Raw genomic sequence first — 23,193 nt, forward strand, 5'->3', positions numbered from 1 at the left:
CCGGTCAGGCCGCCACGGCGAAGTTGGCGACGCTGGTCTGCAGGTCGCCGGCCGCGTACTGCAGCTGGTGCACCGCCTCGCTGGTGGCCTTGAGCGATTCCACCGTCTGCTGGGTGGCGTCGTTCAGCTGCATCATGGTCTCCGAGATCTGCTGCGCGCCCACGGCTTGCGACTGCATCCCCTGCAGCACCGCGTCGAATTGCGGCGCCAGTTTCTGCACCTGGTCCATTACGCCGGACAGCTGGTCCGTCACCTGGCGCACCTCGCCGACGCTGCGGCGTATCTCTTCCGAGAATTTGTCCATGCCCATCACGCTGGCCGACACCGCCGACTGCATCTCCTTGAGCATCTGTTCGATGTCCCAGGTGGAGACCGAGGTCTGGTCGGCCAGGCGGCGGATTTCGGTGGCCACCACCGAGAAGCCGCGTCCCGCCTCGCCGGCCTTCTCGGCCTCGATGGCGGCGTTGAGCGAGAGGATGTTGGTCTGGTCGGCCACCTTGGTGATGGTGATCAGAACGCTGTTGATGTTGGAGGCCTTCTCCGACAACGCGGCCAGCTTGGCGTTGATCGAATCGGTGGCGGAGACCATGTGCTGCATGGTGCTGTCCATGCGGCGCAGGTTGTTCTGGGCGTCGGCGGTGGCGCTGGTGGTGTAGTCGGCCACCGCGGTGGCGTCTTCCATGGTCTTCAACAGCTGCGAGGTGTTGGCGGAGATTTCCTTGGTGGTGCTGAGGATCTCGACGCTGGTCTGCGCCTGTTCGATGCCGGTCGCTTCCTGCTGCCTGGCCGAGGCGGCGATCTCGGTGGCCGAGGTGGTGACCTGGATGCCGGCCTTCTGCACGTTGTTGAGCAGCGCGCGCAGGTTCTCGAACATGCGGTCCAGGCCATGCGCCAGCTGGCCGATGGCGTCGCTGCCGGACACGTCGATCTTGCCGGTCAAATCGCCGGCGGCGGCCTTGGAGACCACGCCGAGCAGCGAGTCGACCTTGGACTTGAGCACATTGGTGGCCGCCAGTTCGTTGGCCTGGCTGTCCTGGATGGACTGCGCCATGCGGTTGAATTCCATCGTCACCAGGCCCAGTTCATCGGCCGACAGCACCGCAGCCCGCGCCGACTGTTCGCCGGCGGCGATGCGGCCGACCGCGTGGGTCAGGTTGTTCAGGGGCGTCAGCAGCGCGCCTCCCAGCAGCCATGCGATCGATGCCGACAGCAGCACGCAGACCAAGCCGCCGGCGCTGAGCACCAGGCGCATGGTTTCCTGCAGGCGGTTTGAGGCTTCGGAGCGCTGCGCCAGCAGCCCGCGTTCCTCCGCGGTCGCGTCGTCCAGCAGCTTGTAGATGCCGGTGATGGCGGCGTTGCCGTTCGATAGAGAACCGGTGTGGCCCATGATGTCGGCGGCGCCGGGCTTGTTGCCCAGATCCCGGCGTTCGGCCAGCTGCGCCTCGATGACTTCCTTGACCCAGGCGGCGATCTTGCCCTCGGTCTCCTTGAAGCGCGCCACCTGGACAGGATTGTCGCCGGTGAGTTTTTGCAGCGCCTGGAGGGAGCCGGGCAGGTCGCCCAACTCCTTGTGGGTGCGTTCAAAGCGGACAGGGTCGCCGGTCAGGTAGTAGCCGCGCGCTTCCACCTGCACTTGCAGCAGGTCGTTGCGCATCTGGTCGACGGACTGGATCACTTCCATCGTGTGCCTGTCCCACCCGTTGGCGTCGGACAGGCTGTTGAACTTGGTGTAGGCCATGGACAGCAGCACCAGGATGATGGCGAGGATGGCGCCAAAACTCAGATACAGCTTTTTCTTGATGCTCAGGTCTTTAAACATTTGGTCTCCATGTTCCTGTGCTTTACGCCGCAACGGCAAAATTGGCCACGCTGGTCTGCAGGTCGCCGGCCGCGTATTGTAGTTGGTGCACCGCTTCGCTGGTGGCCTTGAGCGAGTCCACCGTTTGCCGGGTGGCGTCGCTCAGCTGCATCATGGTCTCCGAGATCTGCTGCGCGCCCACGGCTTGCGACTGCATCCCCTGCAGCACCGCGTCGAACTGCGGCGCCAGTTTCTGCACCTGGTCCATCACGCCGGACAGCTGGTCCGTCACCTGGCGCACCTCGCCGACGCTGCGGCGTATCTCTTCCGAGAATTTGTCCATGCCCATCACGCTGGCCGACACCGCCGACTGCATCTCCTTGAGCATCTGTTCGATGTCCCAGGTGGAGACCGAGGTCTGGTCGGCCAGGCGGCGGATTTCAGTGGCCACCACCGAGAAGCCGCGTCCCGCCTCGCCGGCCTTCTCGGCCTCGATGGCGGCGTTGAGCGAGAGGATGTTGGTCTGGTCGGCCACCTTGGTGATGGTGATCAGAACGCTGTTGATGTTGGAGGCCTTCTCCGACAACGCGGCCAGCTTGGCGTTGATCGAATCGGTGGCGGAGACCATGTGCTGCATGGTGCTGTCCATGCGGCGCAAGTTGTTCTGGGCGTCGGCGGTGGCGCTGGTGGTGTAGTCGGCCACCGCGGTGGCGTCTTCCATGGTCTTCAACAGCTGCGCGGTGCTGGCGGAGATTTCCTTGGTGGTGCTGAGGATCTCGACGCTGGTCTGCGCCTGTTCGATGCCGGTGGCCTCCTGCTGCTTGGCCGAGGCGGCGATCTCGGTGGCCGAGGTGGTGACCTGGATGCCGGCCTTCTGCACGTTGTTGAGCAGCGCGCGCAGGTTTTCGAACATGCGGTCCAGGCCATGGGCCAGCTGGCCGATGGCATCGCTGCCGGCGACCTCGATCTTGCCGGTCAAATCGCCGGCGGCGGCCTTGGAGACCACGCCGAGCAGCGAGTCGACCTTGGACTTGAGCAGGTTGGTGGCCGCCAGTTCGTTGGCCTGGCTGTCCTGGATGGCCTGCGCCATGCGGTTGAATTCTGCCGTCACGCGGCCCATTTCATCGTCCGACAGCACCGCGGCCCGCGCCGACTGTTCGCCGGCGGCGATGCGGCCCAGCGCGTGCGTGAGGTTGTTGAGGGGGGAGAGCAGGGCGCCGGCCAGCATCAGGCCGATCACCACCGCCAGCACCACGCACAAGCCGCCGCCCAGGATCAGCACCAGCGACATGGTTTGCTGCAGGCCCTGCGAGGTGCGGGTGCGGGCGTCGAGCAGGCGGGCTTCCTCGGCGGTGGCTTCGTCGATCAGGGCGCGGATGGCGCCGACGTTGCGGGCGCCGTTGCGCAGTTCGACGCCGTGGCCCAGCTGGTCCGCCGCGCCGGCGTTCTGGCCCAGCGCCCGGCGTTTGTCCAGCAGCGGATGGTAGACCTGCGTCAGCCAGTCGTTGACCATGGCGTGCAGCTTGCGCAGGCGTTCCTGCTGGACGGGATTGTCGGCGGTGAGCGTCAGCAGCCGTTGCAAGCGATGTTCCAGCGTGGCCTCGGCGTCGGCACTGACGGAGAGCAGCTTGTCGTCGCCGCTGAGCACATAGCCGCGTTCCGCCGCTTGCAGCTCCAGTACCGCGACCGAGGTGCGGTCGGCTTCGCGCAGCACTTCCAGTGTGTGCTTGTCCCACTGGCGTGCATCGGACAGCCGGCTGAAATTGAGGTAGGCCATGGCCAGCAGCACCAGGATGGTGGCGACCACCGCGCCGAAACCGATAGCGAGTTTTGATTTGATACTGACGTTCTTGAACATATGCGCTCCACTGTGGCCTGGCAGTGGAAACAATGTATCATTTTGTCGCCCTTTGCGGAGGACAAAAAAAACCCGATGCGACCTTGCGGTGGCCAAGGCCGCCGCAAGGCCGCATCGGGCCGTTGGATAGAACTGGCTTACTGGCCGCGCTTCAGGCGCGCGTTGGCGGCGATGCGCATGCGCAGCGCGTTCAGTTTGATGAAGCCGCCGGCGTCGGCCTGGTTGTAGGCGCCGCCGTCTTCGTCGAAGGTGGCGATGTTCATATCAAACAGGGAGTCGGTCTTCGAATCGCGCGAGACGACGATCACGTTGCCCTTGTAGAGCTTCACGCGCACCCAGCCATTGACGGTGGCCTGGGTGTGGTCGATCAGCGTCTGGATGGCGACGCGCTCCGGCGCCCACCAGTAGCCGTTGTAGATCATCGAGGCGTAGCGCGGCATCAGGTCGTCCTTCAGGTGGGCCACTTCGCGGTCCAGCGTGATCGACTCGATGGCGCGGTGCGCCTTGAGCATGATGGTGCCGCCAGGGGTTTCGTAGCAGCCGCGTGACTTCATGCCGACGTAGCGGTTCTCCACCAGGTCCAGGCGGCCGATGCCATGCTTGCCGCCCAGGCGATTCAGCTCGGTCAGCACGGTGGCCGGCGACATGCGCACGCCGTTCAGGGCGACGATGTCGCCTTTCTCGTATTCGATGTCCAGGTATTCCGGCTGGTCCGGCGCCGCCTCGGGGCTGACGCTCCAGCGCCACATGGTTTCCTCGGCTTCGGCGCTCGGGTTTTCCAGGTGGCGGCCTTCGAAGGAGATGTGCAGCAGGTTGGCGTCCATCGAGTAGGGCGCGCCGCCGTTCTTGTGCTTCATGTCGATTTCGATGCCGGCGTCTTCCGCGTACTTCAGCAGTTTTTCGCGCGACAGCAGGTCCCATTCGCGCCATGGGGCGATGATTTTCACGCCTGGTTTCAGCGCGTAGGCGCCCAGCTCGAAGCGCACCTGGTCGTTGCCCTTGCCGGTGGCGCCGTGCGAGATGGCGTCGGCGCCGGTGGCGTTGGCGATCTCGATCAGGCGCTTGGCGATCAGCGGACGCGCGATCGAGGTGCCCAGCAGGTATTCGCCTTCGTACACGGTGTTGGCGCGGAACATAGGGAACACGAAGTCGCGCACGAATTCCTCGCGCACGTCGTCGATGTAGATGTTCTCCGGCTTGATGCCGAACTTGATCGCCTTGGCGCGCGCCGGTTCCAGTTCCTCGCCCTGTCCCAGGTCGGCGGTGAAGGTGACGATTTCGCACTGGTAGTTATCTTGCAGCCATTTGAGGATGACGGAGGTATCGAGGCCGCCCGAGTAGGCGAGGACTACTTTTTTAATATCGCTCATGCTAGTTCCAATTGGTGGGTAGTGTTAGTTGTTGGTGTCGACGCGGCCGATCAGCAGGTACTCGATGAGCGCCTTCTGCACGTGCAGGCGGTTCTCCGCCTCGTCCCAGACCACCGACTGCGGGCCGTCGATGACGTCGGCCGAGACTTCCTCGCCGCGGTGGGCGGGCAGGCAATGCATGAACAGCGCGTCCGGCGCGGCGCGCGCCATCTTGGCGCTGTCGACGATCCAGCCGTCGAAGGCCTTCAGGCGGGCGGCGTTCTCCTCTTCGTAGCCCATGCTGGTCCAGACGTCGGTGTTGACCAGGTGCGCGCCCTGGCAGGCGTCGGACGGGTTGTCGAAGAAGGTGTAGCGGTCGGTCGAGACCAGCGACATGTCCATGTCGTAGCCCTTGGGCGTGGACACGTTGACGTGGAAGCCGAACACCTCGGCCGCCTGCAGCCAGGAGTACAGCATGTTGTTGGCGTCGCCCACCCAGGCCACGGTCTTGCCGGTGATAGCCCCGCGGTGCTCGTAGTAGGTGAAGATGTCGGCGAACACCTGGCACGGATGGTGTTCGTTGGTCAGGCCGTTAATCACCGGCACGCGCGAGTTGGCGGCGAAACGCTCGATGATGTCCTGGCCGAAGGTGCGCACCATGATGATGTCGCACATGCGGCTCATCACCTGGCCGGCGTCTTCCACCGGCTCGCCGCGGCCCAGCTGCGAATCGCGCGTGTTCAGGTAGATCGCCGCGCCGCCCAGCTGGTGCATGCCGGCCTCGAAGGACAGGCGGGTGCGGGTCGAGTTCTTCTCGAACACCATGACCAGCGTGCGGTCGATCAGCGGGTGGTAGATTTCGTAGTTCTTGAATTTTCGCTTGATCAGGTGCGCGCGTTCAATCACGTATTCGTATTCGGCTAACGAAAAGTCGGAAAACTGCAGGTAATGCTTGATCGGTTTTTGGATAGGCATAGTAACAACTGACAGGAGAGCGGGCGTGGGGCGATGTGCCTGGCCGGCTTAGCCGGACAATTATAAAGGCAATTCGGCGGATAGGGCGGATTGCCGCAGATTCTCCTGTCTATACAGGTATCGCGGCCCCGTGGTTGCTAGGTGTAGATCTGCGTGGTGGCCGAGGTTTTGTGCTCGGGCGCCGTCAGCGGCAGGTCGAGCGCGAAGGCGGTGCCGCCGCGCGAGCTGTGGACCGTGATCTGGCCGCCCAGTAGCGAAGTGACAATGTTGTAGCTGATCGACAGTCCCAGCCCGCTGCCGCCCTGACCGAGCTTGGTGGTGAAGAAGGGGTCGAAGATGCGCGACATGTGCTCCGGCGCGATGCCGCCGCCGTTGTCGCGGAAGGTGAGCAGCACCCGGCCCTCGGCCGGCGTGGACGCCTGCAGCCACATGCCGCCGCTGCGCTCGCGCGCGAAGGCGTGCAGCAGCGCGTTGTTGATGAAATTGGCGATCACCTGGCCCAGCGGGCCCGGATAGCTGTCCATCGAGATCGGCGCCGGCACGTCGATCTCGATGCGGTGGTTGGCGGCGCGGATGCGGTTCATCATCGTCGCGATCACCTCGTGCGACACCTGCTGCAGGTTGAACACGCGGCGCTGCTCGGTGGTGCGGTCGACCGCCACCTGCTTGAAGCTGTTGACCAGGTCCGCCGCGCTGGTCAGGCCGCGCATCACCAGCTCGTGCGCCTTGCGGGCGTCGGCCAGGTAGCCGGCCAGCTCGGAGCGGCGCAGGCCGGGGCCGTTGACCCGGAGCTCCAGCTCCTCGGTCTTTTGGATCAGGGTGCTGGCGATCAGCAGGCTGTTGCCGATCGGCGTATTGAGCTCGTGCGCCACGCCGGCCATCAGGGAGCCCAGCGCCGCCAGCTTCTCCTGCGACACCAGCTGCGTTTGCGCGTCCTTCAACTGGCGGTAGGCCTCGGCGTTGTCGAGCGCGATGGCGCCGTAGGCGCACAGCGTGCGGAAGATCAGCCGTTCGCGCTCGCCGTAGGCGCGCGCGTGCATGGCCTGCACCGTCATCACGCCCAGCGCGCGCTCGCCCACCACCAGCGGCACGTACAGCGCGCTGACCATCAGCTGGGTGCCGGGCGCCAGGAAGATGTCGTCCGGCCCCGCCTCCTCGACGTAGATCTCGCGCCGCTCGCGCACGCAGCGCGCCGAGTTGGCGCGCGGGTTGTCGACGGCGATGGTGTTGGTCGGCAGCGGGCGGCCGTTCTCGATGCCGAAGGCGCGGCTGACCGTGGCGCCGCCGGCGTCGCACAGGTAGATGGCGAAGCTGTGCGCCGGCAGCAGGCCCTGGACGTGGCGGTTCAGCGCCTGGAACACGGCGGCGGCGTCGAGGTGGATGGTGATCTCCTGGCCGATGGCCGACAGGCGCTCGAGCGTGTCGCTGGTCTGCTGCAGCACCTCGGCGCGGCGCGCCTCGGAGGCGGCCAGCTCGCGGTGGTGCTGGCCCTCGGCGCGGGCGTGCTCGGTCTGGTGGTGCACCTGCATGGCGATGGCGCGGCTGGTCGCTTCCTGGCTGTGGGTCTTGTGGCGCGCGGCGGCCGCCGCCTGCGCCGAGGCGTAGGCCGCCGCGTAGTCGCCGACCCGCGCGTACTCGCGTCCCAGCGCGTCGTGCAGGTCGCCGGGCAGGGTGTAGCCGTCGATGGCGGAGGCCACGTCCAGCGCCTGGTGCAGGTAGTGCAGCGTGGCGTTTTGCTCGGTCATGCCGGGCGGCGGCGGCAGCGTGTGGCGCTCGTGGATCACCGACAGCACGCGCAGCGCGGCCACGTGGTTGTCGCGGTTGGCCTGTTCGGCCGCCAGTTCGACCGCGCGCTCGGCCATCTCCAGCGCCTCCTGCGGACGGCCGAGGAAGCACAGCGCGTGCGCCTGGCCGCGCCGCGCGATCGACTGGAAGTCGGCCTGGCCCAGCGCGTCGGCGCGCGCGGCCATGCGGTGGAAGGCGTTCAGCGCGCCGCTGTAGTCGCCCTTGTCGAGCGCCAGGTCGCCCAGGTAGGACAGCGCGTGCGCGTAGCTGCGCGCGCCCGGCAGCGGCGTCATGATCTGCAGCGCCTCGTGCAGCAGCTCCTCGGTGGCGTCGAGCCGGCCCAGGCGGCGCATGGTTTCGGCGGTGTGCATCAGGCAGGCGCCGATGCTGCGCGGCCAGCCGGTGGGGCGCGCCAGATCGAGCGCGCTTTGCATCCATTCCAGCGCCGAGTGGTGGTCGTTGAGGATGGTGAAATTGAGGCCGATGTTGATCGCGGCGGTGACGGCCACGCGCACCTGGCCCGTCTCCAGCGCCGTCTCGTAGCAGTGGATGTAGTGGCGCGCGGCGGTGCCGTGGTCGCTGTGCTGGCTGGCGGACAGGCCGAAGAAGTCGTACACCCAGGCCGCCACGCCGGGATGCTGCGGCGCCTCGTCGGTGGCGAAGCGCTGGCCCCAGCGGCGCTCGGCCGAGCGCAGGTCCTGCAGCACGGCCCAGCGGGCGATGGCCGCTTCGGCGATGTCGGCGCGCTGGGTGTCGCCGCAGGCGCGGGCGGCGGCGGCCATCTGTTCCAGCTCGCGCTCGCCGCTGCGGTGGTCGCCGCGGTCGATGGCGATCCAGGCCCGCAGCCAGTGGGCGTCGGCGCGGCCCTGGTGGTCGTCCAGGCGGCACAGCTGTTCGAAGGAGAGTTCGGTCAGGGCGGCGGCGTCATCGAGTTCGCCGGCCAGCCACACCGCTTCGGCCTGCACCAGTTGCAGGCGGGCCGAGATCAGGCACATGTCGTCCGGCGACAGCGCGGTGGCGGTCAGCAGCTGGCGGCCCTCGGCGGCCAGGGCGGTGGCGCGCGCGGTGTCGCGCTGGCGCAGGTGCCAGGCCAGCGGCACCAGCACCGGCAGGCGCGCAGGCCCGCGCAGCGGCTGCAGGGCCGCTTCCCATTGCGCTACTTCTTCGTCGACCGCGTAAATGTCCATCGGTGTCCTTGGACTGCCTGGCGCAGCGGGGATGGGGCTGTTGAAAGTCGCCACGCAGATACTTGCCTTGAGGAATTATAGTCCGCAAATGCAAATTGTGCGTGTGCTACGACAATTGTTTTTTTTAATATAGGGTTTGCGACGATTCATGCAACAGTTGGCCATACAGCGTGTGGCGCATTTTGGCGATCTTGCCCTCGGCCACGGCGGCCAGGATCGCGCATTGCGGCTCGATCAGGTGACGGCAGTTGTAGAACTTGCAATGCCCGAGGTAGGGTTCGAAGTCCACGAAGGCGCGCTCCAGCATACCTTCGCTCAGGTGGTACAGGCCGAACTCCTGGAAGCCGGGCGAATCGATGATCGATGAATCGGGCCCCAGTTCGGGCAGCTGGTACAGGCGGGTGAAGGTGGTGGTGTGCTTGCCGGTGTCGAGCGCGGCGGAGATTTCGCGCACGGCGATGTCGGCGTCCGGCACAAGCAGGTTGATCAGCGAGGACTTGCCCATGCCGGACTGGCCGATCAGGATCGACGACTGTCCGGCCAGCAGCGGTTTCAACACGGCCAGCGCCTCGTCCGGCCGCGCCTTGGCCGACACCTCGTGCACCGGGTAGCCCAGCGAGGCGTACGGCTGCAGGCGCTCGCGGGTGCGCTCCAGCGATTCGGCGACGTCGGTCTTGTTGAGGATCAGGCGGGCCGTGATGCCGGCCGCCTCGGCCGCCACCAGCGAGCGCGACACCAGGTCGTCGGCGAAGCCGGGCTCGGTGGCGACCACGATGAACAGCTGCGTCAGGTTGGCCGCCAGCAGCTTGGACTTGTACTGGTCCGAGCGGTAGAGCAGGGTCTTGCGTTCCTCGATCTTGTCGATCACGCCCTGGTCGGGCGAGGTCAGCGTGATGCGCACCTGGTCGCCGACGGCGACGTTGGTCTTCTTGCCGCGCGTGACGCATTGCAGCTTGACGCCGTCCGCTTCGGCCAGGTAGTGGCGGCCGTGGGCGGCGATGATGGTGGCGGTCAGTTGCTGGCTCATTGCTTGACCGCCGCCGAATGGAACAGCACGCCGGCCTTGGCCGCGCAGATGAAGTCGTTGTCGGACAGGCCGCCCTGGCCTTGGTTGACCGAGTGGGTGTCGTAGCGGACGATGCAGGTTTTGTAAGTCACGGTCATTTCCGGGTGATGGTCTTCCGCGTGGTTCAGGTAGGCCAGCGCGTTGACGAAGGCCATGGTGCGATAGTAGTTGGCGAAGCCGAAGGTGCGGACCAGCTTGCCGCCCTCCAGCGACCAGCCGGGCAGCAGCGCCAGCAGGCGCGCGGCCTCCTCGGCGCCGAGCGCGTCCTTGGCCGGACGGCAGTTGCGGGCCAGCAGGTCGGCGTGGGTGGCGATCATGCGGCCGCCGCGTGCAGGTGGCGGATGCGCACGCTGGCCGGCGGGTGCGAGTCGTAGAAGGCCGAGTGCAGCGGGTCCGGCGTCAGGGTGGAGGCGTTGTCCTCGTACATCTTGACCAGCGCCGACACCAGGTCGCGCGCGTCGGTGTGCTTGGCGGCGAAGGCGTCGGCCTCGAACTCGTGCTTGCGCGAGCTGAGCGAGGTCAACGGGCCGAACAGGAAGGTGAACACCGGCAGCACCAGCATGAACAGCAGCAGCACCATGGCGTCGTTGCCCTGGCCGGGCAGCAGCAGCGGATCGACGCCCAGGCCGGTGTAGAACCACAACTGGTTCTTCAGGTAGCCCAGCAGCGCCAGGAAGGCCAGCGAAATGGCGAACATCATGGCGATGCGCTTGATGATGTGCTTGAGCTTGAAGTGGCCCAGCTCGTGCGCCAGCACCGCCTCGATCTCCTGCGGCTGCAGGCGTTCAATCAAAGTATCGTAGAAGACGATGCGTTTGCTGGCGCCAAAACCGGAGAAGTAGGCGTTGCCATGGGCGCTGCGCTTGGAACCGTCCATGACGAACAGGCCGCGTGCCGCGAAGCCGACGCGCGCCATTAATCCTTCAATGCGCGCTTTCAGCGACTGGTCCGCCAGCGGCGTGAACTTATTAAACAGAGGCATGATCAGGTTGGGCGCCAGTACCATCATCAGCAACTGATAGCCGCTGACCACCAGCCATGTGTACAGCCACCACTGGGCGCCAGCCTTGTCCATCAATGTCAGCACGACCCAAAGCAGCGGCAGGGCGATAGCTACGCCAATGGCGGTCCATTTGATCAGGTCGATGAAGAACAGGCTCTTACTCATCTTGTTGAAGCCGAAGCGCTGCTCGAGGCCGAACTGCTTGTAGTAGTCGAACGGCAGGTCGACGATGCCGGACGCGGCGGCGAACGCCGCCAGCAGCGCCAGCTGGTAGACCATGCCGGGGCCGGTCAGCTTGAAGATTTCCACCGACAGCCATTGCAGGCCGCCCAGCAGCGTGAAGCCGACCAGCACCACGGTGTTGACCAGCAAGGTGAGCAGGCCGAACTTGGTGCGGGCGACGGTGTAGTCGGCGGCCTTCTGGTGGGCGGCCAGGGGGATTTTCTCGGCGAATTCGGCCGGCACGGCGCTGCGGTGCGCCAGCACATGGCGGATATGGCGCGAGGCGAGCCAGAAGCGCACGATCAGCGTCAAAATGATGAAAGATACAAACAAAATCGAAAACGCGAGTGAATACATTCTATGCCTGTGAGAAAATGGCGGATTCGGATTAATGAAGCCAAGAGAGAATTATGTCACAAGCTAACGAATTGCCAGAAGGTTCCGCACCAGAGGTCATCACCCCGCGCCAGAATGAATTCAACCTGGTCTGGGTGGACATGGAGATGACCGGCCTGGAGCCGGACACCGACCGCATCATCGAAGTGGCCGTGGTGGTCACCGACATGCATCTGAACGTGCTGGCCGAAGGTCCGGTATTCGCGATCCACCAGAGCGACGAGACGCTGGACAAGATGGACGCCTGGAACAAGGGCACGCACGGCCGCTCGGGCCTGATCGAGCGCGTCAAGGCGTCGACCGTGAGCGAAGCCGAGGCGGAAGAGGAACTGATCAAGTTCATGAAGCTGTGGGTGCCGAAGGGCAAAGCGCCGATGTGCGGCAACACCATCGGCCAGGACCGCCGCTTCATGGTGCGCTACATGCCCAAGCTGGAAGCGTATTTCCACTACCGGAACATCGACGTGTCGACGTTGAAAGAGCTGTGCAAGCGCTGGAAACCGGAAATCGTCGGCGGCTTCAAGAAGCATCAGAAGCACACGGCGATGGCCGACATCATCGAGTCGATCGACGAGCTGAAATACTACCGCGAGCACTTCATCAAGCTGTAAGCTGCGCGCTGCACCGAAACAGGTTCCGTCGAACCTGTTTTTTTTCGTCTGCGGGAAAAGACATGAAAATATTGAAACTGGTTTTGATAACGCCGGTGCTGGCCGCCGCGGCCTCGGCCGGTGCCGCGCCGGCCGAGGCTGCGCGCTTCGGCTCCAAGGACTGGGAAGTCGCTTGCGACAACACGCGCCGCTGCGAGGCGGTCGGCTTCCAGAGCGAGGAATCGGAAAGCGCGCCAGTGGCCTTGTGGCTGGGGCGCGATGCCGGCGGCACCGCAGCGCCGGAGGCCAAGTTGCTCGTGGTGACACCGGATGACAAGGACGCCGGTCCCTTGACCATCACCGTCGGCAAGCTGGCAGTGGGCGGTCTGAAGGCGGATAACGGATTGACGGCGGAGCAGATCGCGCGGCTGATGCCGCAGTTGCTGAACGCCGAGTCGGCCAGGGTGTCGGACGGGAAGCATCAGTGGCTGCTGTCGCTGGCCGGCCTGAAGGCGGTCCTGCTGAAGATGGACGATGTGCAAGGGCGGGTGGGCACGGTCACGGCGCTGGTCAAGCCGGGCGCGCGGCCGGCCAGCGCGGTGTTGCCGCCGCTGGCGCCGCCGACGGTGCGGCCGCTGCCGCTGCCGCCCGCGCAACCGGGCGACGAGAGGCTGCTGGCCGCTATCGTCAAGACGATGCGTGTTGAAGATTGCGAAGTGGCCCTCGGCGATTCCGGCGGCGACCAGAGCATTCACCGTCTGCCGGGCGGCAAGGTGCTGCTGGTGCTGGAGTGCGACCGCGCGGCCTATCAATCGTCCTACGGGCTGTGGGTGGCGCGCGACAAGCCGCCGTACGACATCAAGCCGCTGGAGCTGCTGGGCATGGAGGGCGGCGGCGTGATGAACGCGTCGCTGGAAGGCGGCAAGTTGAGCAGCTATGCCAAGGGCCGGGGCGTGTTCGATTGCGGCGGTTTCTGGAGCTGGGTGTGGACGGCCCAGGGCTTCCAGCTGGTCGATATGTCCCAGGCCAATCTGTGCCGCGGCCTGCCGGGCGGCGTCACCCTGCGCGACTGGGTGGCCCGGGAGGTCAAGTAGGAAGCTGCGCCGTTTTACTTCGGCAGTGCTATGCGAGCGTAGTAGACAGTTAGCGTTCCGTCCCCATAGCACTGTGTCAGGTCGACAGGTGTGTTTGCATCGATGTACATCAACTTGCTGCAGGTATTGACGAGCATGTCGACATACAAGCTAGGCTTGCTGCCGCCGCGCGGCGCCGCGAGATACGCGTAGCCGTCCGGCACATGGTTCTGCAAGCCGGCCGACAGATCAACGGGCTGATCCAAAGTGAAGGTCTGCGATTTCGTTCCCTCAATGATGCGGTAGATCTTCAAGCCGGGCGAGCGGGTTCCTTGATTGATCCACAGCAGCCAGAGGCGCTGCAACGAGTCCTCATATACCCTGGTGGAGCCGTAACCGGAGACGTTCGCATCGAACGCGCCCTGCATCAAGGTATTGCCCTTGGCGTCGGCGATGTAGATGTAGTTGCCGTTCACCGCCGCGCTGGACGGGTCGCTCACATGGTAGGTGACGATCAGGCGGCCTTTGCTGTCGATAAGCGAGTCGTTGATGACGGCTTCAGGCGGCACGGTAGCGCCTGGCGCCGCGTACATTTCCGGAATAAAGTCAAATTCACGCCAGCCGGCAGCGCTGGTCAGGCCCGTGCTGTAGCTGCGGATGCCGTTCTTGACGTAGGCGCTGTATTTCACGGTGTCGGAGTTGGGCACATTCGATGCGGTGTAGTACAGGTCGCGCTTTGACACGCCATACAGGCCTGTGGGACGCTGGGCGGGGGCGTTGTCGCTCTGGTACACATGCAGGTAGTCGTACGCATAGCGCTTGCCGATCGGCTGGGATGTGATTTGCGGCCAAGTGTAAGTGTTGGGGGCGCTGAAGGCTGCGCAGGCATAGTTGGTGATCGATGCGGTGGTATGCGCCACAGTGTTCGGTTCGTCCCATGCCTTCAGGCACAGCGTGCCATCCGCGCCGATTGCGGTATTGCTGTATTGACGATTGTCTGCCTGCTTCTGTGGCCAGCCGGCTCCCATCGGCGTTTCCTGGAAGTCCGGTAGCCGGTACAGGGTCGGGACGCCGCCTGGCCAGGCGGTGACGTAATCGGTATCGTTTATTTGATTGTGCAGCAGCGTTACGTCGTCGTAAGTCCGATGATCCTGGCCTTCCTGCACAAATTCGCTATTGGCGCCTGGCGAGCGCCGCATGACGCGCCATTTCAAACCGTTGTCATCGGTGAGCAGGTAGGCGACGCGCACGGTTTCGTCCTCGTGCCGCACGATGCGCGCCTGATGCCCGCCCCAGTTGTTGGGGATGGTTTTTTGTGCCCCACGCGACGCTCCCGTTCCAACCAGCTTGAAGGTATCGATTATTTGAGCGCCGGCGGGAATACTGAAGCCTAAGGTCATCGCCAGGATTGTGCCCAGCGGGATTAATTTTCCGATTGTCATAGTCTGCCCTGTGGTGGTTGATATATTGTAAAAAGTAACTTAATGGTAACACCTTATTTTCCGGCCGGAGCTTGGGGAGCGCATATCGCGCGCACGGTTTTTCCTTTTGGCATTACAATTCTGCAAATGTTAAATTAGCAATCTCTTTGCGGGAATTCTTATGTCTGATCTGATTGAACCCGGCGTCGCCGAACAAAACCCCATCCAAACCCCGCCGCCGCCCAAGCGCCGCAAGTGGGGCCGCTATGTGCTGTACACGCTGGCGGTGCTGGGCGTGCTGATGATCGCGCTGCTGGCGGCGGTGTTCTACAAGGCCAGCACCGAGCCGCAACTGATCAAGATCGACGAGGCGGCCTCCATCGACGAGGCGATGACGCGCACCTACGGCAAATACTCGGCGGAGAAAAAAGGCTGGGTGTATGTGGACGAGTCCAACGAACCGTTCCTGGTGCGGGTGATCCAGCAGGCGCGCATCGAGGCGGTGGGCGCCAGCGACGAGCTGTTCTTTGCCGTCAGCGGCGTGTCGCTCAATGCCAATGGCCGCAATTTCTACGGCGTGTTCCAGATCCGCGCCGACACCAAACCGGGCGGCGGACTGGTCGAGGTCAGCTCGCCGTACCGCTATGAAAGCGATGTGCCGGTGACGCCGGAGAAGGTGCGCTTTGAAGCCTTGTCCGAGCACACCTGGGGCTGGGTGCTGAAGGTGCAGAACGGCACCCGGGCGAGCAGCGAGCAGGTCACGGTGAGCAACGTGATGCTGGCGCCGCACGGCGACGAGATCGCCCTGCTGGCCCGCTTCAAGGCCGCGGTCGACGCCGAGCCGGGCGACTGCGCGCAGGCCAACGCCGAGCACGAAACGTGGCGCAAGGCGGTGGAGGCGATGGGCAGCCAGGAACAAACGACCGAGCAGGAAGTGCACGAAGCCGAGGCGATGGACGATACCGAACCGCTGCGCTGCGAGCACAGCCGCTGGACCTATCGCACCGCCGATGTCGTCGGCCCGCTGCCCGGCCCGTTGACGGTCAGCGTCAAGGGCACGCAGTACGGCGCGCCGATGGAGGCGAAGTCGTGGAAGCTGATGTTCGACAGCAAAGCCTTTGTCTACAATGTCCCCGATGAATTGACAGTTGAGTGAGCGAGAATCCATGACGACAACATCCATCCCCCGTGACCGCCGCGTATTGATCCTGATCGCGGTGATAACCTGGTTCGGCCTCATCCTGCGATTGGACGGGTATATCGGCATCAGCAAGTCCGTTGTCGATGGCCTGGTTCTCTACTTTGGCTTTTTCACGATCTTGACCAACATCTTTGTTGGCCTGGTGCTGACGTTGCCGCTGGTCTGCGGTGACACGCGGGTGGGGCGCTGGTTTGCCACGGACGCCAAGCTGGGCTGTGCCACAACGGCCATCGTGTTTGTCTGCATCGCCTACCATATCTTGCTGCAGCATCTCTGGAGCCCCCAAGGCTGGCAGTGGGTGGCCGACATGACGCTCCACTATGTCGTGCCGCTGATGCTGCTCGCTTACTGGATCTGGCGTGTGCCACGACAGGATGCTGCAACGCTGTCGCCGTTCGCCTGGAGCGCTTATCCGGCGGTTTATTTCGTCTACGCCTTGCTGCGGGGCGAGTTGATTGGCATGTACCCGTATCACTTCATCGACGCGGCCAGCATCGGCTATGGCCGGACTTTGCTGAACGCGGTCGGCTTGCTGGTTCTGTTTGTCGGGCTGGGAAGCCTGGTCAAAGGGATAGCCCGGTTTCGCATGCCGGCTAGCGTCAACCAGGGGTGAGCTAACTTAGATCCGCTTTTGTTTTTGTATATACAATGCCAGTCAGGTGAGCCAAGTCAGAATTGCATTGCCATGGGGGGGCGGTCAGCGGGCATTGCGCTGGGCGAACAGCCAGTCGCGCCAGGCGGGGGCGAGCAGCATGTCGGCCGGCACGGTGTGCTCCATGCCGCGGTATTCGAGCAGGCGGGCTTTGGCGCCGCCGGGCTGGCGCTGCAAGGCGGCGTACAGCGCGCGGTCGGGCTCGATGGGGTTTTCGGTGTCGGCATCGCCGTGCACCAGCAGCAGCGGCAGGTCTTTGAGCTGCGCGGCGGCGGCCCGTTCCGGGGCTATGCCCGAGAAGGCCACGGCGGCAGCGAACATGTCCTGACGTTGCAGTACCGCCTGCGTGGCGGCGGAAGCGCCCATCGAGAAGCCGGTGACATAGATGCGGCCGGTGTCGATGGCGAATTGCGGTATCAGGTTGTCCACCAGCGCGGCCACGCTGGGCAGGTTGGGGCCGGGACGGGACGCCAGCAAGCCGTCGTCGGCGGACGGCGTGTAGTTGGCGCTGCGTTCGGCAAATTGCGGCACCAGGATGTAGGCGGGGTAGCGCTTGCGGATGGACGGCGCGGCCCAGGACATGGCCAGCGCGCCAAGCTGGCGGATGTTGTCGTTGCCGACCGCGCCGGAGCCGTGCAGCACGATGACCAGCGGATAGCGCTTGCCGGGCTGAACGGAGGCCGGCGGCATCAGTCGATAGCTCAGCCTGCCGGTCGGGCCGGCGTAGGCGCCGTTGAGGAAAACGTCGCGGTCCAGCGATTTGAGCAGGGCCGCGTCGGACGCCTGGCGGGCAGGCGTGGTGCGGTCGGTCAGCAGCTCGGGCTGGGCGGCGGACGCGCAGCCGGCCGCCAGCAACAATGCGATGAGAGCACCACGCATGGCCATCGGCTTACTCCGCCGATTCAGCGCCGTGGCACTTCTTGTACTTCTTGCCGCTGCCGCAAGGGCAGTCGTCGTTGCGGCCGACCTTGGGCTCGTCGCGCACCAGGGTGGTGACGGCCGGCTTGCGGCGCGGTACCCAGAACTTGTAGATGGCCGGCAGGTTCGCTTCCAGTTCCTGCGCCAGCTTGTGCGCCTTGACCGGATCTTCCACCAGCGGCAGTTCCTCTTCCTCGATTTCGTCGGCGCCCAGCAGGTAGATCGGCTTCATCAGCTCCTGCACGTCCGATTCCCAGATCTCGTCCCACGAGCCCGGACGCAGCTCCATGCCTTCCCAGAAGCCCCAGCACCAGGCTTCGGCGTCGATCAGGGTCTGGCCTTCGTGCTCGTGCTCGACGAACAGCGGCTCGAATTCCTTCGGCGCCACTTCGAACGTCACCAGCACTTCGTTCATGAAGCGCATGATCAGGTTGAGGATGCGCTCCTCTTCCTTCTCGTTCTTGAATTTCGGGATGTCGGTGTCTTCCTGGCCCCACACGCGCTTGAGCCATTCGGCTGGCATGATGGGTTCCGGGCCGATGGCGATGGCGGTCAGATAGCCGTGCAGCATATCCATCGTCATCGCATCTTCAGGGCTGCGGTCGGACAGCAGGAAGTTGTCTAGTTCGTCGAATTCTTTTTCGCTCAGTGGCTGGTCGAGTTGCATGGCTTGCTCTTTTTATTGGATTGAAGCCGACAGTATACACGCCGCGCCCCGTACAATGCGGGGATGAGCCAAGATCATTTCGACGACGAAGAAGAAGACGCCCGCGCCGCCGCCCTGGCCGCCGGCATGGCCGACGCGCTGGCGGGGGCGTCGGACAGCCCGCAGGAGCAGGCGCCGCATCCGTATTCGGCCCTCAATCCCGAGTGCGTGCTCGACGCGCTCGACAGCATAGGCTTGCATGGCGATGGCCGCCTGCTGGCGCTGAACAGCTATGAAAACCGCGTCTACCAGGTGGGCATCGAGGACGCTCAGCCGCTGGTGGTGAAGTTTTACCGCCCCGGCCGCTGGAGCGACGCCGCCATCCTGGAAGAGCACGCCTTCACCGAGGAGCTGGCCGCGTGCGAGATTCCGGTGGTGCCGGCGCTGCCGCTGGGGCCGCAGCGGGCCACGCTGCATCATTTCAAGGGTTTCCGCTTCGCCGTGTTCACCCGCCACGGCGGCCGCGCGCCCGAGCTGAGCGATCCCTCGGTGCTGGAGTGGACCGGGCGCTTCATCGCCCGCATCCACGCCGTGGGCGCGATCAAGCCGTATCTGGAGCGGCCGGCGATCGACATCGCCACCTTCGGCACCGAGCCTTGCGAGTATTTGCAGGCCAAGCAGTTCATTCCGGCCGATTTGAAGGAGGCCTATGCCAGCGTCTCGGCGCAGGCGCTGGACGGCGTGCGCCGCTGCTACGACCGCGCCGGCGAGCTGCCGCAGCTGCGCCTGCACGGCGATTGCCACGGCGGCAATGTGCTGTGGACCGACGCCGGCCCGCATTTCGTCGACTTCGACGACAGCCGCATGGGGCCGGCGATCCAGGATCTGTGGATGATGTTGTCCGGCGAGCGCGCCGACCAGGTGCGCCAGATGAGCGACATCCTGGCCGGCTACGAGGATTTCTGCGAATTCGAGCCGCGCCAGCTGCACCTGGTGGAGGCGCTGCGCACGCTGCGGCTGATCCATTACTCGGCCTGGCTGGCGCGGCGCTGGGACGATCCGGCCTTCCCGGTGGCGTTCCCGTGGTTTAACACCCAGCGCTACTGGCAGGACCGCATCCTCGAGCTCAAGGAGCAGATCTCGCTGATGGACGAGCCGCCGCTGCCGATCTAGCGAATTGACGGGGTTTTCCCACTCTCCTTGCGGTTCGGCTTGCCTTGCCCCTGCTTGATAATGAGAACTCAGAAGTCCCGGTGGGTGCCGGGGCATATCGTCTAGCGAGAACTCTCATGCAAGCACAAATGGCCAAACAAGACAGCGCACCAGACAGCGTCACTCTGCTCCCCATGGTATCGCTGCATGACCCGGACGAACCGAGCCACACCCCGCGCGCCGCGATGGAAATGAAGGCGATCCAGGAAGCGATCGCCCGCGTCGAGGCCGACGCCAAAGCCGCCTGCGCCGCCGAGAACCGCGCCCACGCCGAAGCCCGCGCCCGCGCGCTGGCCGAGGACCGCGCCGCCATGGACGCCGCCGCCGCCGCCGTCGCGCTGCAGAACGCGCAGGCGTCAGAAGAGGCGATCGCCGCCAACCGCGAGCGCCTTGAATCGCTGCGCGCCGCCGCCCAGGCCAGCGTGGCCCGGCTGGACGCCGTCAAACAGGAGACCGCCGAGCTGCGCGCCCGCGTCGAGGCCGATACGCAGATCCGCGTGGCCGCCGAACAGCGCGCCAAGGCCGAGAGCGAAAGCCGCAAGCGCGCCCACGAACAGATCGCCGCCGAATCCGAACTGGCCGAGCAAGCCGCGCGCGCCGCCGAGGAACTGGCCGCGCAAACCGAGCAAGCCCGTCTGCAGGCGGTGGAGCGCGTGGCAGCGGTGCAGGCCGCCAAGGAGGAAGTGGTGGGCATCGCGTCGGCCGACGCCCGCGTGGCCACGCTGGCGCGCGAACGCGAACGCCACGCCTACGCCGCCCGCCAGACCGCGCAGATGCTGGCGCAAGCCGAGGCCGAGGCGCTGGACCTGACCGTGCAGCGCGAACGCGCCGACCAGATCGCGCTGGAGTCGGCCTTCAACCGCGCCGCCGCCGAGGTGCGCGCGCTGGAGGAGGCCCGCGCGCTGGCGCATCTGGAGCAGGAGCGCGAGCAGATCGCGCTGGCCAAGGCCGAATCCGAGCGCAGCGCCGCGCAATCGCTGCATCTGCGCCTGCAAACCGAAAAGGAAATCCGCGACGCGGCGATCCACCGCGAACGCCTGGAGATGGTGGCCGCCGCCAGCGCCCAGGCGCGCCGCGACGCGGACGCCAGCATCCTGGCCGCCACCGAGGCGCGCATCGAGGTCGACAGCCAGCTGCGCGCGGTCGCGCTGGCCCGCGTGCAGGCCGAGCAGGAAGCCGAACTGAAAACCCATGCCAAGGTCGAGGCTGAAACGCAGGCGCTGGAGCAGGCCAAGCTGCGCCAGGCAGCGGACGAAGCCGCCGCCGAGGCGGCCCGTGCCGACAGCCTGGAACAGCAGCGCGCCGCCGAGCTGGCCGAGGAACGCGCGGCCCTGTCGCGTGCCGCCGCCGAGCTGGCCGCCAGCCAGAACGCCGCCGAACAACAGGAAATCGCCACGCTGGCGCTGCATGTCGAGGCGCAGAATCAGGCCAACGCGCTGGCCATGCAAAAGACCGCGCAGGCCGAGGCTTTGTTGCAGGCCGAGCAGGCGCGCGCCGCCGCCGAGCAGCAAGCCATCGCCGCGTTGAAGGAGAAGTTGCAAGCCGAGCAGGAGGCCAGCGACGCGGCGCAGCAGCGCATCGCCGCCGAGCGCGCGCAGACCGAAGCGTATCGCGAGCAGAAGGAAGCCGAGCAGCGCCTGGCCGCCGCCGCCGACAAGGAAGCCGAAGCGGCGCGCGTGATGGCGCAGCAGGTGTCGCTGGAGGCGGAACAGAAAGCCATCGCCGGCCAGGCGCTGGCGGCGCAGGCGCGTCTGGCGGTCGAGCTGGGCGTGGTGCATGCCGAGCGTGCGCGCGTCGAGCAGGAGAAGGCCGCCACCGCCGAAGCGCTGCTGCTGGCTGAACGCGAATTCGTCGAGACCGAGCGTCAATCGCTGGCGCTGATCGACCAGAAGCTGACGCAGCAGCGTTTGACCACGGCCTCGGAAATCCGCGCATCGAAAGCGATCGCGGGCCGTCTGGAAGCCGAGCGCAACGTGGCGACCAGTGCGCGCCAGCGCGCCGACGCCGAGCAGACCGAAGCCGACGCGATGCACCAGCGCGAGCTGGCCGAGCAGGCCGCGACGCAGGCCGTGGCCGACAAGGCCGCCGCGCAGCAAGCCCTGCTGGAGACGGCACAAGCGCACGCGGCGATGCAGCGCAAGGTGGCCGACACCACGGCCGCGATGACCGCCGCCAAGCAGAAATTGCTGGAACTGGAAACCCGCCGTCACGCCGCCGCGCAAAAAGCGCTGGCAGCGGTGCAGGCCAAGGTGGCCGCGGCCGCCGGCGAATGCAAGCAAGCGGAAGAGGGCGCAGTGGTCGCCACCTTGGACGCAGCGCGCGCCCGCAAGGAAGCGGCCCGCCTGACGCCGCCAGCCGAAGCCGGCAAAGCCGTCTGGCGCGCCCGCTAAAAAACAGTGGGGTCAAGTCTGACATTCGGACACGAGCTCTGCGGTAGGCGCGCGCCTACCGCAGAGCTCGTGTCCGAATGTCAGACTTGACCCCAATTTAATTTAGTAGCTGTAGCCCAGGCCGAGCAGCAGCAGGTCGGCGTCGCGGTGGTAGTCGGTGACGACGCGGTTCAGCGATAGCGTGCCGACTACCCGTTTGTTGAAATGGTAGCGTCCCGCTATCGACACCAGGCCCGCCTGGTGCGAGTGCGGGCCCGGCACGTCGTGCACTTCGAAGGCCAGGTAGGGCCCCACGCCCATCCCCAGTTCCACTTCGCGGTTCAAGGACCGGATCAGCCACAGCTGCGTCGCCACGCCGCTGCGGTGCGTGCCGGCCGAGGTGCCTTCGCGCAGGCCGCTCACGGTCCAGTCCACATAGCGCCCGACCGCGCGCCGGTATTCGATGGTGCCGGCCCGCGAACGCTCCGACTCCAGGCTGTTGACGATGCTTTGCCCGGCCAGCAGCGTCAGCGTGTCGTCGGTGCTGTTGCCGCCGTCCAGATGCAGCTTGTCGCCGCGCACGGTGTCGAAGCGGTAGCCCACGCCCACCAGCAGCGAGGTGGTCGGCTCCTTGGCGCCGGTCGGTATCACGCGGTTCAGCTGCACCTGCGTGTACCAGCGGCTGGGATGGTGCCAGGTGGCTTGCACGCTGTAGATCGGCGCCCAGCCGTGGTCGTTGATGTAGGCCTCGCTGCCCCCGCGCGGACGCGAAGTGTCGAAGAAATAGTACTGGCCCGCGCCCACCGCCCACGACATGCCTTGCTCGCTGACGCGCGAACGCAGCCACACCTGGCCGGACACGCCGTCGCGGTGGTGGTTGGTCGGATGCCCTTCGTTCAGGTAGCCCAGGCTGAGCGCGAGGTAGTCGCCGAACGGCTGGACGTAGTTGACGCCGACCGCGAACGAGTTTTCATGCGCGCCGCTGACGCGCAGCGCGCCACCCTGCATCGACAGGTCTTGCGCCGAGGCGGCGCCGGCCATCAACACGGTTGCGAGCAGGAGGGATGGGCGCCGGGACATGGACGGCCTCAGGGTTGAACCTGCACCTTGGTGATGTAGTACTCGGTCTCGCCGAAGCACTGGCTGGGCACGCCTTTGTGCTGGGCGTAGCTCAGCACCACGCGCTTGCCGGTGGCGGCCATCAGCTGCTGGGCGACGGCGTCGTCGCGCACGCTGAATTCAAATTTCTCGGGTATGGCGCCCGGCATCGAGGTCAGCAGGATCTCGCCTTCCCAGGTCTTGCAGACCCAGCCCCGGCTGGAGAACTTTTGCAGGTAGCCCGCCCGTTCGCCGTTCGAGTACGAGATGTGCAGCATGACCCAGGTGTAGGCGATGAAGAGCAGCAGGGCGGCGCCCAGCAGGCCGGCGAGGTAGAGCGTTACGCGTTTGGAAGTGGTCATGGATACGCTTGA

19 protein-coding genes are annotated in these 23,193 nt (G+C 65.6%); 6 read left to right on the forward strand and 13 right to left on the reverse strand.

Going from position 1 to position 23,193, the window contains the following annotated elements; genetic code table 11:
- Positions 1 to 4: 4 nt before the first annotated feature.
- The 8 genes from AC07WS_RS13275 to AC07WS_RS13310 all read right to left on the reverse strand — a co-directional run bounded on the left by AC07WS_RS13275 (position 5) and on the right by AC07WS_RS13310 (position 11,600).
- The gene (locus AC07WS_RS13275) at positions 5 to 1,819 is read right to left on the reverse strand and encodes a methyl-accepting chemotaxis protein (RefSeq protein ID WP_494729543.1); all 1,815 of its coding nucleotides are present in this window, start codon (positions 1,817 to 1,819) and stop codon (positions 5 to 7) included.
- A gap of 22 nt (positions 1,820 to 1,841) precedes the next feature.
- A complete protein-coding gene (locus AC07WS_RS13280) occupies positions 1,842 to 3,656 on the reverse strand; it encodes a methyl-accepting chemotaxis protein (protein WP_494729544.1) in 1,815 nt (604 codons plus the stop codon).
- A 137-nt stretch (positions 3,657 to 3,793) separates the two neighbouring features.
- Positions 3,794 to 5,026 (reverse strand): argininosuccinate synthase, encoded by a 1,233-nt coding sequence (locus AC07WS_RS13285; RefSeq protein ID WP_494729545.1) that lies wholly within the window; start codon positions 5,024 to 5,026, stop codon positions 3,794 to 3,796.
- Between the two features lie 24 nt (positions 5,027 to 5,050).
- On the reverse strand, positions 5,051 to 5,980 hold the full coding sequence (gene argF, locus AC07WS_RS13290) for an ornithine carbamoyltransferase (protein WP_494729546.1): 930 nt from the start codon (positions 5,978 to 5,980) through the stop codon (positions 5,051 to 5,053).
- Positions 5,981 to 6,117: 137 nt separating this feature from the next.
- Positions 6,118 to 8,952, reverse strand: coding sequence for an ATP-binding protein (locus AC07WS_RS13295; RefSeq protein ID WP_494729547.1), 2,835 nt, complete (start codon positions 8,950 to 8,952; stop codon positions 6,118 to 6,120).
- A gap of 124 nt (positions 8,953 to 9,076) precedes the next feature.
- A complete protein-coding gene (gene rsgA, locus AC07WS_RS13300; protein WP_494729548.1) occupies positions 9,077 to 9,979 on the reverse strand; it encodes a ribosome small subunit-dependent GTPase A in 903 nt (300 codons plus the stop codon).
- On the reverse strand, positions 9,976 to 10,335 hold the full coding sequence (locus AC07WS_RS13305) for a 4a-hydroxytetrahydrobiopterin dehydratase (protein ID WP_494729549.1): 360 nt from the start codon (positions 10,333 to 10,335) through the stop codon (positions 9,976 to 9,978). The genes rsgA and AC07WS_RS13305 overlap by 4 nt, the downstream gene beginning before the upstream one ends.
- Complete coding sequence (locus AC07WS_RS13310) at positions 10,332 to 11,600, reverse strand: M48 family metallopeptidase (RefSeq protein WP_494729550.1); 1,269 nt, start codon at positions 11,598 to 11,600, stop codon at positions 10,332 to 10,334. The genes AC07WS_RS13305 and AC07WS_RS13310 overlap by 4 nt, the downstream gene beginning before the upstream one ends.
- 53 nt (positions 11,601 to 11,653) lie before the next feature.
- Between AC07WS_RS13310 and orn the strand changes: the two genes are divergently transcribed.
- Positions 11,654 to 12,250, forward strand: a complete 597-nt coding sequence (gene orn, locus AC07WS_RS13315; protein ID WP_494729551.1) for an oligoribonuclease — start codon at positions 11,654 to 11,656, stop codon at positions 12,248 to 12,250.
- A 62-nt stretch (positions 12,251 to 12,312) separates the two neighbouring features.
- Entirely contained in the window at positions 12,313 to 13,323 is a 1,011-nt protein-coding gene (locus AC07WS_RS13320; RefSeq protein ID WP_494729552.1) for a DUF1176 domain-containing protein, read from the forward strand.
- A 14-nt stretch (positions 13,324 to 13,337) separates the two neighbouring features.
- Here AC07WS_RS13320 and AC07WS_RS13325 read toward each other — a convergent pair whose 3' ends face one another.
- Positions 13,338 to 14,744: a hypothetical protein gene (locus AC07WS_RS13325; protein ID WP_494729553.1), complete on the reverse strand. Its 1,407-nt coding sequence runs from the start codon at positions 14,742 to 14,744 to the stop codon at positions 13,338 to 13,340.
- A gap of 160 nt (positions 14,745 to 14,904) precedes the next feature.
- Between AC07WS_RS13325 and AC07WS_RS13330 the strand changes: the two genes are divergently transcribed.
- Both AC07WS_RS13330 and AC07WS_RS13335 read left to right on the forward strand, forming a co-directional pair.
- A complete protein-coding gene (locus AC07WS_RS13330; RefSeq protein WP_494729554.1) occupies positions 14,905 to 15,879 on the forward strand; it encodes a hypothetical protein in 975 nt (324 codons plus the stop codon).
- 10 nt (positions 15,880 to 15,889) lie between these two features.
- Positions 15,890 to 16,537 (forward strand): Pr6Pr family membrane protein, encoded by a 648-nt coding sequence (locus AC07WS_RS13335; RefSeq protein ID WP_494729555.1) that lies wholly within the window; start codon positions 15,890 to 15,892, stop codon positions 16,535 to 16,537.
- Positions 16,538 to 16,621: 84 nt separating this feature from the next.
- Here AC07WS_RS13335 and AC07WS_RS13340 read toward each other — a convergent pair whose 3' ends face one another.
- Positions 16,622 to 17,455 carry a carboxylesterase family protein gene (locus AC07WS_RS13340; RefSeq protein WP_494729556.1) on the reverse strand — a complete coding sequence of 278 codons (834 nt, stop codon included), beginning with the start codon at positions 17,453 to 17,455 and terminating at the stop codon, positions 16,622 to 16,624.
- 10 nt (positions 17,456 to 17,465) lie between these two features.
- Positions 17,466 to 18,161, reverse strand: a complete 696-nt coding sequence (locus tag AC07WS_RS13345; protein ID WP_494729557.1) for a UPF0149 family protein — start codon at positions 18,159 to 18,161, stop codon at positions 17,466 to 17,468.
- Between the two features lie 126 nt (positions 18,162 to 18,287).
- Between AC07WS_RS13345 and AC07WS_RS13350 the strand changes: the two genes are divergently transcribed.
- A complete protein-coding gene (locus AC07WS_RS13350; protein ID WP_494730005.1) occupies positions 18,288 to 19,313 on the forward strand; it encodes a serine/threonine protein kinase in 1,026 nt (341 codons plus the stop codon).
- Between the two features lie 173 nt (positions 19,314 to 19,486).
- Positions 19,487 to 21,742, forward strand: coding sequence for a coiled-coil domain-containing protein (locus AC07WS_RS13355; RefSeq protein WP_494730006.1), 2,256 nt, complete (start codon positions 19,487 to 19,489; stop codon positions 21,740 to 21,742).
- Between the two features lie 102 nt (positions 21,743 to 21,844).
- Here AC07WS_RS13355 and AC07WS_RS13360 read toward each other — a convergent pair whose 3' ends face one another.
- Both AC07WS_RS13360 and AC07WS_RS13365 read right to left on the reverse strand, forming a co-directional pair.
- The gene (locus AC07WS_RS13360; RefSeq protein WP_494729558.1) at positions 21,845 to 22,801 is read right to left on the reverse strand and encodes a hypothetical protein; all 957 of its coding nucleotides are present in this window, start codon (positions 22,799 to 22,801) and stop codon (positions 21,845 to 21,847) included.
- Positions 22,802 to 22,809: 8 nt separating this feature from the next.
- Positions 22,810 to 23,181 carry a DUF8785 domain-containing protein gene (locus tag AC07WS_RS13365; RefSeq protein WP_494729559.1) on the reverse strand — a complete coding sequence of 124 codons (372 nt, stop codon included), beginning with the start codon at positions 23,179 to 23,181 and terminating at the stop codon, positions 22,810 to 22,812.
- Between the last annotated feature and the right edge of the window lie 12 nt (positions 23,182 to 23,193).

The organism is Duganella sp. GW821-FHT01E12 (assembly GCF_059422325.1).